General features: G+C 38.4%; 9 protein-coding genes. 4 read left to right on the forward strand and 5 right to left on the reverse strand.

The window, feature by feature from the left end; all coding sequences use genetic code 11:
• Positions 1-1,026: a lipopolysaccharide heptosyltransferase II gene (gene waaF, locus ACY2LT_RS08610; protein WP_491815157.1), complete on the forward strand. Its 1,026-nt coding sequence runs from the start codon at positions 1-3 to the stop codon at positions 1,024-1,026.
• Here the strand turns inward: waaF and ACY2LT_RS08615 are convergent.
• Entirely contained in the window at positions 985-5,331 is a 4,347-nt protein-coding gene (locus ACY2LT_RS08615) for an acyl-CoA dehydratase activase (RefSeq protein ID WP_491815159.1), read from the reverse strand. The two genes, waaF and ACY2LT_RS08615, sit on opposite strands and share 42 nt — an antisense overlap.
• A 114-nt stretch (positions 5,332-5,445) precedes the next feature.
• Here ACY2LT_RS08615 and ACY2LT_RS08620 point away from each other — a divergent pair, with 114 nt between their 5' ends.
• The 3 genes from ACY2LT_RS08620 to ACY2LT_RS08630 are packed head-to-tail and all read left to right on the forward strand — an operon-like array spanning position 5,446 to position 10,086.
• Complete coding sequence (locus ACY2LT_RS08620; protein WP_491815160.1) at positions 5,446-7,476, forward strand: hypothetical protein; 2,031 nt, start codon at positions 5,446-5,448, stop codon at positions 7,474-7,476.
• On the forward strand, positions 7,476-7,994 hold the full coding sequence (locus ACY2LT_RS08625; RefSeq protein WP_491815161.1) for a chemotaxis protein CheW: 519 nt from the start codon (positions 7,476-7,478) through the stop codon (positions 7,992-7,994). The genes ACY2LT_RS08620 and ACY2LT_RS08625 overlap by 1 nt, the downstream gene beginning before the upstream one ends.
• Positions 7,987-10,086, forward strand: a complete 2,100-nt coding sequence (locus ACY2LT_RS08630; protein WP_491815162.1) for a chemotaxis protein CheW — start codon at positions 7,987-7,989, stop codon at positions 10,084-10,086. The genes ACY2LT_RS08625 and ACY2LT_RS08630 overlap by 8 nt, the downstream gene beginning before the upstream one ends.
• Here the strand turns inward: ACY2LT_RS08630 and ACY2LT_RS08635 are convergent.
• Genes ACY2LT_RS08635 through ACY2LT_RS08650 form a run of 4 tightly spaced genes read right to left on the reverse strand, consistent with a single transcriptional unit; the run spans position 10,051 to position 13,172 of the window.
• Positions 10,051-10,635 (reverse strand): class II aldolase/adducin family protein, encoded by a 585-nt coding sequence (locus ACY2LT_RS08635; RefSeq protein ID WP_491815163.1) that lies wholly within the window; start codon positions 10,633-10,635, stop codon positions 10,051-10,053. The two genes, ACY2LT_RS08630 and ACY2LT_RS08635, sit on opposite strands and share 36 nt — an antisense overlap.
• Positions 10,632-10,865 carry an AtpZ/AtpI family protein gene (locus ACY2LT_RS08640; RefSeq protein ID WP_491815164.1) on the reverse strand — a complete coding sequence of 78 codons (234 nt, stop codon included), beginning with the start codon at positions 10,863-10,865 and terminating at the stop codon, positions 10,632-10,634. Before ACY2LT_RS08640 ends, ACY2LT_RS08635 begins: the two co-directional genes overlap by 4 nt.
• On the reverse strand, positions 10,855-12,183 hold the full coding sequence (locus ACY2LT_RS08645; RefSeq protein WP_491815165.1) for a sugar-binding protein: 1,329 nt from the start codon (positions 12,181-12,183) through the stop codon (positions 10,855-10,857). Before ACY2LT_RS08645 ends, ACY2LT_RS08640 begins: the two co-directional genes overlap by 11 nt.
• Positions 12,180-13,172: an adenosine kinase gene (locus ACY2LT_RS08650; RefSeq protein WP_491815166.1), complete on the reverse strand. Its 993-nt coding sequence runs from the start codon at positions 13,170-13,172 to the stop codon at positions 12,180-12,182. Before ACY2LT_RS08650 ends, ACY2LT_RS08645 begins: the two co-directional genes overlap by 4 nt.
• Positions 13,173-13,206: the final 34 nt, after the last annotated feature.

The following is a 13,206-nucleotide window of genomic DNA, read 5'->3' on the forward strand; positions in this document are numbered from 1 at the left end:
ATGAAAATTCTGGTTATTCAAACTGCTTTCATCGGCGACCTTATTATGACGACACCTATTTACCGTGCTTTGCGTGAAATATTCCCAAAAGCTCAAATTGATACGCTTGTAATTCCTCAATCCTCGATAATTCTTAAATACAATCCTTATATTGATAATATACACACTTTCGACAAAAAAAGCGGTTTTGCCAGAAAAATTTATTCCTTCTTTCGTATCGTTCATCAATTACGCAAAGAAAAATACGACATCGGAATCTCGGTGCAGAGTTCATATACAAGTGCCTTTATTCTTCTACTTTCGGGAATTGTTCGCCGTATTGGTTACAGACGTCTGCCATTTGCCACAGATAAGGTGCTACTTCCAAAAGGATTGCACAACCGTTTGCGTGTATTAAAACTGCTCGAACCGCTTAGCAATAATACTTTTTCTGATAGTACAGAAATTTTTCTATCCGAATCGGAAGTATTAAAAGCAAGAGAAATTATTCAAAAGTATAGTAATAATAACAATAGAAAAATCGCAATTGCTCCCGGTTCGGTCTGGGAAACAAAAAAATGGTCTTCGGAATATTATGCCGAGCTGACAAATTTACTTCGTTCCGATAATGTCGATGTTTTTTTCATTGGAAGCAAGCAAGAAACCGAACTTTGCGAAAAAATCATTTCTCATTCACAAAATAAAAATGCTTATAATTTTGCAGGTAAGCTAAATTTACTTGAATCTGCTGCGCTGATTGCCGAAATGGATTTGCTAATTTGCAACGATAGTAGCCCACTGCATATTGCTAATGCTGTTGAAACAGACGTTTTCGCCTTCTTTGGTCCAACTGTCAGGCAGTTTGGCTGCTTTCCGTATCGCCAAAACGACAAAATTCTCGAAGTAGCTCTCGAATGCCGTCCTTGCAGCAAACACGGCGGCCGCCGCTGTCCGCTTGGTCATCACAACTGTATGAAATTAATTAAGCCAGAATATGTGCATCAACTAATCACCGAAAAATTTGCTAACTCGTTGCCGAAAACTTAAATTTTGAACCCCGTTTGTGCGACGCTCTCGTGCCTGGGCAACTCTCTCTGCAGCAAGTGCAAATGTTTCGAGCCGTGCCTCGATTATTTGTGAATACACATTTCCGTCTGTTTCTATTGTCAAAAATGGTATGTTCTCAATTCCATCGAAAATACCTGCAAATGAAACATCCTGATTGCATTCTGTTTTTGCCCGCAATTTCCCTTTGGTGTTCATTTCTGGCAATCCTACTGCTTCTGTAAACCGGGTGGGCATACAGGTGAATGGTCCGAAATTGATAATGCCACAGTATTTTTCCAGTCCGTCTTTGAGAGCAATTCCGAGAGTTAATCCGGGTTCGCCTTTGAATTCGTATGGCAGCAGATGTCGGCTATGTTTCAAAATCGGTTCGATTTCGGTGCGATGAAACTTGTAGAAGCCGCTCTTTTCGAGTGTTTTCTTGATTTTTCTTTCTGCATCACGCATAAAGAAATTCCGTATTTGACGCTCAAACTTCTTGCGAAGCGATTTCTCGCTTTCGAGCAAATCTATTTGCAGCAGATAATCAACGTAAAATATCCATTCGGAAATATGGGCAGGAAGCAAAACAAATCCACGTTTCGCGAAATACTCGTTTAACCACTTGTGAGCAAAATGGTCGCGTCTGACGTATATTTCCCCGACAAACGCAATATAACGGGATTTTTCTATAGGTATTCTTGCTGGAATTTTGCTCTTCAAGGCATAAGCAAAATTTTCCAGATGACTGTAAATCTGCTCTGGGTTCTGTTCAAAATGATGAATTAGATTATCGAACTCGTTCTCAAAAATTTCTATTCCTCTGTCAGGGTTTTCTGCATTAGCCAGAATTGCATTTCTAATGTCCTCGATAACATCAGCCGCCAAAATTGCTTGAATTCCCCGTAGTGCAAAATTTTCGCCAAGTCCGGCAAAACCATCTTCGTTCATCAAGACCATCTGAGCTACATTCTCGATGCCGCGCCGTTCAAGCAACTGACGAATGAACACCGGATATTGTCCAAGCCGGCAGTTGCCTGCTCCTTGCACAGTGAAATAGGCAAGATTTGTGCGACCGTCCCAGTGATTTTCGATGTAGTCCATTAGCAAGCCAACCATTATAATTAGCGGCAAGCATTCTTTGCCTGTGCAATTTGCCCTGCCAAGTTTCAATATATCAGGTGTTGGCACTTCCAGAGCTTTGGCACGGAAACCTAACGATCGCAGTGCAGCAGCAAATAATTTTGCCGAAAACTCGCCCATCGACGGTATGAGTATTTCTACGCTTGGGTCGTTCAGTGGCACAGTTTCACCCGAAGACCTGACAAAACGTGCAACTGGTTCGGCAAATTCAATTCGCGCTAAATTTACTTGCTTGGGTTGTGAAGTTTTATTTATTCTCAAATAGTTGTTGATAATATCAATCGAAGCATCAATACGTGTGTTTATACCGGCGTCGGCTGAATGGCTGTCTAATTCGAGTGTTAGTGATGGCTTGTCCTTCATTATGTTCCGAAACGAACTGATAATCATCGAATCGGGACCACAGGAAAAATTAGTAATATAAGTTGCAAATAATTGCCTGTGCTTTTTTATAAACTTACCAATCCGAAGTATTCTTTTGCCTGCTTCCCAGAACATATTGTCGTCGATTGTTTCTTCGGAGCAGTCAAACAAATCGAACGGCAATACGTAAATTCCACGCGAAGCATATTTCTGTGGTATTCCTTTATTTGCAAAATCCGGGAATGAATTATAATGCCGACCTACAAGCACCACTCCGAATTTGTCGGGTGATTGCCCTATTTCTTTTAGTGCTTTGCGACCGAGTTCAAACGCTTCCTGCTGACAGCGGTGCTGCATTTCTATTGCGTATTCGAGAGCTGAACGAACTTTTTCCTTGCCCGAAACCCCAATTTTTACAGCAATATTATAAAATTTATCGAATTCTCGCTCAAATCCGTTAGCAAAATTGAAATTTTCTGTCAGAAGTGGAATATTTTGCAATCTATCTTTGAAAGCCTGTCGTAAATAAAACGCCTCGCCACTTACAAATACACAGGTGCAATTAAAATCAAGTCTCTGCGGCTCCCGGTCTCCAGCATTTATTTCGAAAACAGCCGGAAGAAATACATAGTCGGGCTTGAGATTTAACAATTCTTCCATCAAACCAAGCGAAAGCTGTGCAGGAAAACAAAACGATGAAATTTCCCGCTCGAACCCTTTTTTGTCTGGATTTTCCGGAATTACAACCCGAAAGCCTAACTGAGTGAAAAAGTTGTAAAACAGCGGATAGAGCGAATGCGTCAGAAACGAGTTGTTAATTCCGATTGTTTTTGCATCCGAAGGAAAATCGCTTTCTGGCGCATACTTTTCAAAAAACAAATGATTTCGCAAAGAAACATAATCGTATCTGCTAATGTTTGCATCGCGTTTAAGGTTGATTGAGTAATATTTATCGCAAGCACCACCAAATGGATAGGTGCGATCCTCGATTTGTATCAGGTTTATTGTGCATTTAAGATCGCATTTTTCTTTGCCACCACGGCAAATAAATGGCTTTTTGTAGATTACTTCACGATTGATAAGAACGTCGAGATCGAATTTTTTTTCTGAGTAAATACCAAGATTTATTTTATTCAGGACGTCGAGAGCAACTCCGTAAGCTCCCATCAGACCGGGTTCCGGTGGAACAATAATTTCTTTGCCTGTGATTGCTGCCATAGCAATCGGAACGGCGCGATTATAGCAAACCCCGCCTTGCATAAAAATCTTGTTTCCTACCGGGCGATTTCCTTTTACACGATTTGCGTAATTCATACAAACGGAATATACAAGTCCTGCTACAATATTCTCGCGCGAAATTCCCTCTTGTTGAGCCGTTTTGATGTCCGAACCGATAAAGGCGGCGCATTGGTCGCTAAAATTTGGTGGGTTGTCTGCATTCATCGCAAGCTGCTCTATCTCGTGCAGAGCTACTTTTAAACTCTCGTTTGCAGCTTCTTCCAGAAACGACCCGGTGCCAGCCGAACATGCTTCGTTCATAGCATAGTCTGCAGGCACACGATTGACGATGTAAGTGTATTTTGCATCTTGACCGCCAATTTCGAATATTGTGTCCACATCTTTGTTGAAATGCACAGCGGCTGTAGAGTGTGCTGTAATTTCGTTGATTACTGCCTCAGTTTCGGCATGCAAAGCGGCAATATGACGTCCCGAACCTGTTGTTCCAATCCCAATAATTTCAATTCTATCAGGCAATTGCTGCCGAAGCTCGCGGTAGCAATTCTTGGAAGCTTCAATTGGATTGCCGTACGTATAAAGATAAGATTTTGCAAGGATTTCCTTAGTTTCGATACTTATTGCTACTGCTTTTGTAGTTGTCGAGCCTACATCCAGCCCTATGATACAACGCTCGCCATCTTTTGCTTTGCGAACAGCAATTTGCTCGAATTGAACTTTATCTGCATACTTTTCGAGTGGTGGCAGAAACGCAAACGAACTTTCTTTGTGCCTGAAAATTTGTTCGCAATCAGCAATAGGTTCGATTTCGTTCTCGGAAGCGTACAGGGCAGCACCAAAGGCTTCGAATATTTCTGAATACTCTGATACTTCTGCATTTGGATATTTAGCTTGCAAAAATTTCATTACAGCACTATTGCGCGTAACTCCACCCAGCAGCAACACTCGCTCAATTTTTTGCTTTTCGAACAATTCCTGAGCTTTTTCTGCTATCATTTGCGAAAGACCTGCAGCAACCTCTGCTTTTGGCACACCTTTGTTGAGTGCGTGAGTGCAATCAGACTTGCAGAAGACCGAACAGCGTCCAGATACTCTGAAAGGTTTGGCATCTTTCGTTATATTATTAATTTCGTCGAGCGAAAGGTTCATTCGTTTTATTTGTTGCAGGAAAAATTCGCCCGTTCCGGAAGCACACTGATTTTTCGTAATGACACCCGAGATTTTACCGTAACGGTCGAGAGTGTAAACAAGGAAAGTTTCGCTTCCGAGCGAAGCAATTGCATCAAATCTGCCTGCACTGAATAATTTGCTATAAGCTATTTCTGTTGCTTCGGGTTCTGATATATTTGCTGTATTGATAATTGACCTGAACTTTCTTCCAGTGAAGGTAACCGGAATTTTGTGTAAATTATACTTATCGTAAAACTCTTTAATTATTTTCTGCGGAGTACCATTATGCGATTGAACTTCCCAATTTTGAAGAGCAAAACCATCCGAGCTTGTTCGGTTGATAATTGCTAATTTAACACTTGAAGCACCTATGCAAATCCCTGCTGCTAATTGCATCGAACACCATTTTGATATTCCTCTATTACAAAATTAAAAATAAATCATTATAATTTACCTTTAATTGTTTCTAAATAACACAAAAAATATAAAATCGCAAGTCGTTGAAAAACAATGATTTATTTGATTGCGATTTTTGGCAAGATATTTGATAAATTGTTGGTTGATAAATTACGGAGCGAAATTAAATTGAATTTCGACGAAAAAAAATACTTTATGCGAACGCTGCTGAAAGCTAATTTTTGGGGCGTATTTCTTTTCGGAATTATTGTTGCAATCGGGATTTATGCTCTTTCGAGCAATTTACCGGACAACCAAAGTTCCGACCAGACCAAAGTTTCGCAACAAATTGACAAAACAGCCGAATTGCTTTGCAAATATATAGAGCAAAATGTTTCTGTCAATTTCGAAAAAACTGCTTATGCAATTGACGAAAATTTAAAATTGGGCTCTGGATGGCGACTTTTTCCGGATATCCCATTTGATAAAATGTATTACGAAAGCATTCCATCTCTGTACTTTGGCAATATTAATCTTAGCAGTAACGAAAAAAACAGAATACACCCTTTCCTTCAATCTTTAAAATCTGTTTCTGGCAACGATTTTCTTATTTTTCAACGAATAAGCGAAGCCGGCGATATGTATCTTGTAAACCACACTTTCTACAATCTCCCTGATAATTTCAATCTTAATTTGATTAGTCCGGAAAAAAATCGTTCAGCTGCTCTGCTTATTGAAAAAATATTCAAAGGTCAAAGTTTCACTATCTTGCAAAATATTAACGATAATATTTATTCCGTTACATTCCGCCGGCTAATCAACCGACAGGGCAAAATTCTCGGTATGATGGGTATTCTCAACAAACTTTCAGGCTTTATCGATTTCAACATTTCTAAGCTAAATTACAATATCACTTATTATGATGCATTCACAAAAAATGTTCTTCTGTCGTTTGGGGCTTCGCCTCGCAAAAGCACATTAGCCTGGGCTGATAGTTTGCGACTTACAGGCATTGATTTTCAGACTTGCAGCTATGACTGGGGACGCTCTGCCGTATATTCAGGCAAATTGAACTTGCTGATTTTGTCTGAGTTCCCGCAACAACCCAAAATTATGCCATCCGGTTTGCGGGCAAATGGGCTGAAATTGGTTCTCGCTGTTGCAATTCTTGTAATGGCAGTGCTTGTTTTTTATTCTGTGCGTGCTTCGGACTATTTTGCTCACAAACTGCACGAGAAAGAAGAGCACTTACTCAAATTTCTTAACTATGTTGCTTTGGGCAAAAGCCGTGAATTTGAAAACGAGATTATCGAAAAATCATTCAAAGGCGAAATTGCTAACGATGAGTTTGTTAAATCGCTAAACAGAATAAATAAAACTATTTACGATTTGCAACAGGATAAATCTGATTTGCAGGATTTTATTGAAATTAAAATTAATCGCTTGCTTGACGTTGCCGATAAAATCGGGCAACTGAAGACAAATGCCGAGCTTGCCTTCGATGCCTCTATTGAACATATTGCCAGTCTGACTGTTAAAATCACTCAACTTGCTACCACAGCCAACGAACTTGCCCGATGGGAAACTCCAGCCGAAATATCTTCTAAATTCGACAATAATTCGGCAAAAGAAAAAGTCAAACAAAAAGCAATAACTATTCAGACCAAAGCAAAACTACTTACCGACAAACTTGATAAATTATTTGCAGAATTAAACAATCTGAAAAAAATATCAGACCATACTTACCTTATTGCTGTTAATTCTTCCATTTTTGCTGAAAAGTTAAGCTCAAGCAAAATGGAATTATTATCGAACGAAATTAAGAAAATTTCCGAAAATCTTCTTAATTCGCAGGACCAGCTTTACTATCTTGCTACCGAAGCACGCAACGCAATTTATGCTTGCAGCAACGACCTTGAAACTATTGAAATTGTTCTGGAAAATACTCCAACCCAATCTGATATTGCCAAAATGCTTCTTGAATACTCCAAATTCAACGAACGTCTTGCTTCTATTTCGACTAAGTTTGATTCTGTGGTCGATGATTTTCGTAATATTCTCAAAAATACTGAGAACGCAAAAAGCGATTTTGCAAAACTTGATGGTATTATTGAAGATTTGAATGATATTTCTGAGAAAATATAATGGCAGTCCGTAAAATTAAATATTATAAAAGAAGATTTACTGATAATGATTTTTTCAAATCTGAACTATCTACAAATCAATATTTCGAAGAATCGCCTCTAACTAATTTAAACAAAAAAATAACTTTACTTCCTTTCAAAATAGGAAACATTAACTTTGTTGCTAATAGCAAGTTTATTGAAATCGTAATTCCGAACAGAGAAAAGTACACTAACCAAAATTTCCCCAAATGGATTTCCGGACTTATTGCTTACGAAGGAACTATCTTGCCGATAGTTGACCTAAAGCAATTGGGCGATTTTCAAGCAAACTCCGAGACGTTTTGCACTATTATTTTCAACAACGGGACTTTTCGGTTTGGTATAGAAGTTGATTTTGTGCGTTTTCCGTTTGCTCACAACACGTTTTCAGCAATAGATAGTTCTTTGTATGGCAAGATTAACATTCAGCAAAGAGATTATTATTTTTTAAATTCTGAAATGATATTTGAATTAATTAAAGAACTCGAATTTGAGTAATATTGAGCAACATATTGAATATTTCAGGGAAGCGTGCCGCCGCCATTGCGACATTATCGAAACCTGTTTGCTTGATTACGAAAAATATCGGATATCGGAACTTTTGGCAAATGCGGCTAATTCTATTAATCAAATCAGACTGTCGGTAAAGAAATTGTCAGTTGACAATGCTGTTCTTATTGCTGATGCAATGCTCAAAATAGTTTCTCTTGCAAAAGAAAAACGATTAGACTTACTCCCGAACGATATTGATATTGTCTTGCGTGCTAATGATTTCTATTATTCAATCATTCAGTTTTCCTCTTTTGAAATTCTCGAATTGCTGAATTCCGAATTTGCAATTATCAATGAAATTACGAGCGAATTGCAATCGATTGCTGCACCTCATAGAATTAAAAAGATGCAGCCAGCCAGAGCCAAATCCGAAACATCTTCCGACGAACAGCAAAGCAAAGGAATATTGCTTGAAAAATTCAAATATGCAATTGTTCGTTCTGTAGGCACAATCGAACACGTGTTGGAACAGTCTGAAACGCAAAAAGAAACAATAGATGTGGTTCCAATTTCGCAGGCATTGAATACAATCAAAGGCGCGGCAATAAGTGCCGGAGTTTCCAAAGCATTCGATCTTGCTGATGCATTGAGCGACTTCATTCGTTTTCTTGCCGACCACAATCTTCCGATTAATCCATACCAGATGGATTTATTATTGAGCTGTAATCGATTATTCAAAGAAATTGCCGCTACAAGTGCCATCGCAATCATCGACAAAATCAAAGACTATAGCGATTATATCGACACCTATTCTGATTTTCTCCGTTCATTCCTGACCGACCAGGAACAAATGCAACCAACGCCTTCGGCTAAATTATCAAGCGACGAAATTCTTCCGATTGTCAGCTCTGGTAGTGATACAGCTGATATTGCTGCGGACGATAAACTCTATTATTTTGGCTACAAATCTTCTCAATTCAATGATTATTCTAAGTATAACAGATTGCTCGATGCTACTGTTAATATTATTTCCAACCTTGTTCCAATGGCTAATTCTATCGGAAATCTGAAATCTTTGAAATCGCTTATCCGACAAATACAACTCGATAATAATAACATCTTGTATAATATCACAAATACCGAAACGCTTACTGAAATTGCAATAAACAACGCAAAAAAACTTGATGATATTATTTCTCAATTGGATCTTTTCTCTTCTTCTGCTGATGAATATCTGCAAAACATAAAAAACAGAATTAATACTATTTACAACGGTCTTTACAATTTCCGTTCAGTTGCTTTTGGCGATATAGTTCGCGGCTACAATGAACTTGCAAATGATTTGGCAAATTATTCAAACAAAAAAGTAAGCCTTAAAATTGCAGGTCGCTTTGTTCGAATTGGTTCTGAATTGCATACTTTGCTTGAAATTTTGCTTCCTCAATTGCTTCGCGATATTATTATGAACAATATCGAACCGCCCAATCAGCGAAAAGAAAAGCCGGAAATGGCTGAAATTTCTCTTTCTGCCCGCACTTTAAGCGGTAAACTCCTTATTGAAATTGTTGATGATGGCAAAGGAGAAGACGCTACAGCTGTTGCAGGTCGCTTAGAAGGGCTTATTAATTTGATTAGCAACAACAACGGCAGAATTGATATTAGTTCTGAATCAGATTTCGGCACCAAACTTACTATTTCATTCAATATGAATTATGTTTTGCTGAAATCTCTCGTTTTTGATGTTGCTGGCAATCTCTATGCAGTCCAAATTCTCAATTGCGAGGCTCTTATAGACGAAAAGACTTTTCGCAAACAATATCCAAATACCAGTTCTATAGACATTCGAAAAGTCTTAAATATTGAAGCCGAATATATTGCAAAGAATAAACCTGTTCTATTAGTAAACGACGTTAATTGCAATTTCGCCTTGATTTTCGATAAATTTATCGGGGAAGCGGAACTTGTGCCTTCGCCACCGAACAAACTTCTCAGTGATACTCCATTTATTGCTGCATCATCAGTTTACAACAACAAGCCCGTAATGATAATTGATGTGCAAAAACTACTTAATATGTTTATTAATCAGAACGATAATTGATTTAAGTTCATCTGAAAAAGCAATTAAACCATCTTCGTGCCCACTTAACGCAAAAATTCCTTCGTTGTCTGAAAGACCTGAAACATAATCTTTTGCTTCGAGTGCTATTTCCACTGTACCATACTCAGAAAATCCATTAGTTTTAGCTCCATTTTCGATTAATAATTCCCAAATTCTTTTATTATGGAAGTGAGCAACAAACTTTGTTTTAGGTTTCGCTTCATATATCCCTAAATGAGTGATAGTTTCCGACGAAGGTAGTCGCAAGCCGCTATATACTAATGTATTTTGTAAAATATCGTAATCGTGAATAATTGAATAATCGCTACAACTGAGAATTGCTTCGCCACCAGTCTGAGAGCCGCTAACGATGAACTTGTCGTTCCATCTCTTGCTTACGTTGCCGTATCCGATTCCATTCGGTAGCATTCCGATTAAGTTTTTAATTTTCAATTCATTTCTCAATACTTGCAAATCAACTATATTAATTGCTTCGGGATATTCGTTCCCTATGCAAATTGTATTGTATTTGATATATCCTTCGCTCATTTTCTCTTTATAGCCTTGAAAAAATAATAAAATGCCGCAAATACACCAATTGCTGCGAATATTAATATGAAAAGCGGGGAAGAAGTGTATTTTTTATCTATCCACCAACCAAGCAACGTAAATAATACTACGGGAATTGCCATCTGCATCCCTAAATTCATAAACGGAGCCATTTCTCTTATGGAGCGGAAAAGTGCATCCTTTACTTTTGGTTTGTTTTTAGAAGCCATACTCCACGAGCGTTTTAAGTATGTCCTCTAAATAAATATTCCTCGATGAGCCATACCATTTATCGTCGGGGACAAGCACAATTGAACCGTATGTAGAAGGATTTTGCGGGTCAAATACAGAACTGTTTTTGCGTGTATATTCTTCCGGACGAAATTCATTATCGTAATCATGCACTGATACTGTGCATCCAAATTCGATTAACTTTCCTGTTTCAACCGGATTGCCCTGTATTCCAAAAAATGCAAATGGCACTTTGAAACGCACTACATATATAGTATCCTGGATGTCGGAAATTGCCATAATATCGTGTGCTGCAATTTTTTGATATGGTTCCAGTTCGTCTGTTGTGCTTACTTTTACCGATGCAGTTCTATCTAAAAAGTTACCCGGAAATATTTTAATATTATATATTCCGCTTTCGATGCTTTCTTTGAACGTTACTTTATCCCCTTTCAGATTTGCAAAACGATTACTTCCATCGGTATTTACGTTGAGCCATACTTCCACATAATCGCAGATACAGGTGTCGCAATTTTGGGGTACAATCTTATCATCTTTCACTTTCACCGTCATATATAAATATGTTTCATCCCACGCAGAACTTACTGAAAACGACAAATCTTCACTTCCGCCCCACCAAAAGGCACCTTTCGGAACAAAATTTATATTATCAATATAAACTTCCGAACTATAACCTTTATATACCTGACGACCTCTTCTATAAGATGGAATAGTTGTATATTCGGCAAAAAATCGTGTTTTGCCTGTATTTGTTTCAATGAATTTATCTGTATTATTCAAATTTTGATAATTTTTATATGATTCATAGGTGTATTCACCAATTCGTTCTGTTAGAAACTCGTCCAACATAATTAAAGCACCATTATCAAAGCGATATCCTCGTATTAACCAGTTGAATTGCTTATGTTTCTGAGTAACATAGCAAGCATTGTCTCTGATTACAACTCCGATTTCAAGCGGAAGTTCCACAAATTCATAAGCAAATTGTCCGGCTTTTACAAAATATCCATCTATATCTACAAACAAATATACTTGCATAATTCGCCCACGTTGTCCGGCGATCCTCACAGAGAAAGCCGCATCAGGCACACCGTCACCCGAAAAGTCGCCTACATCCCATCCCCAGATTGTATAATCACTTCCCTGTGGGAATTCGCTCTGCAAATCTTGAATCATCTCTTTGTTGAAATAATTTTCCAATCGTCTGGATAGTTCAGGAAAACGTATTCCGCTCTGTGAATATGCAAATTCACTGATGACAACCAAGAACAATATTAGGCAAACCAGTTTTCTCATTTTACTTTCGACAATATTTCATCACGAAGTTCTTTTATATCACCAGAAATTCTGGCTCCCATTTGCGAAACAACACGTGCACCAACTGCCGAAGCTATATGCCCGGCAATAACGGGATTACCCGTTGTGATAATTCCATACATAAAGCCACCCGCAAAGCAATCTCCTGCTCCTGTTGTATCGACCGGACGAGCCGGATAGGACGGTATCCTGTAAATTTTTCCTTCCCATTTTACTATCGAACCATTTCCGCCAAGAGTTACAACAACATTTGGACATTCACGGCTTAATGCTTCAACTGCATCCTCTACATTTTGCTTGCCTGTGTAGCAAAGTGCCTCATTTTCGTTGCAGAAAACAAGGTCGGATTGATTTACTACTTTTTGCAAGTTTTCGCGAAAACTATCTATGATGAATACATCCGAGAACGTTAACGAAACCTTTGTACCGTGCTTTTTTGCTAATTCTACGGAATAGAACAGTGCTTCGGTGCTGCTTTGCGCAGTGAATTTATATCCTTCGGCATAAATCCATTGAGAACGAGATATTATTGTTTCGTCAATATTATGCTTGCCAAAAAATGCTGTCGCTCCAAGCGAAGTATGCATAGTGCGTTCGCTGTCGGGTGTTATAAACACAAAGCAAGTTCCCGTAGGATAGTTGTCGAGCATTTCAGCTTTCAGTTCTATACCTAATTCAATAAATTCATTAGCATAGAATTGCCCGAATTCGTCTTTTCCTAACACAGTTGAGTATGCTGCTTTGCCGCCAAGCTGCGAAAAGCAAATAATTGTGTTTGCTGCTGCACCACCGCTACACCTGTTGAATTTGCGATGAGAATATTTTTCGAGCAATGCACGTTGCTTATCGCTTTCGACAAGTCGCATTTCGCCTTTTTTCAACCCTAATTCTGCAAGCTCGGATTCCTCGACTTCGTATTGAATATCAACAAGACCATTCCCTAATCCAAATAGTTGAATATCTTTCATAGTAAATCCAAACGTTATATGTAATTAAGCAAAA

This window comes from Eximiradius proteiniborus (genome assembly GCF_058546985.1).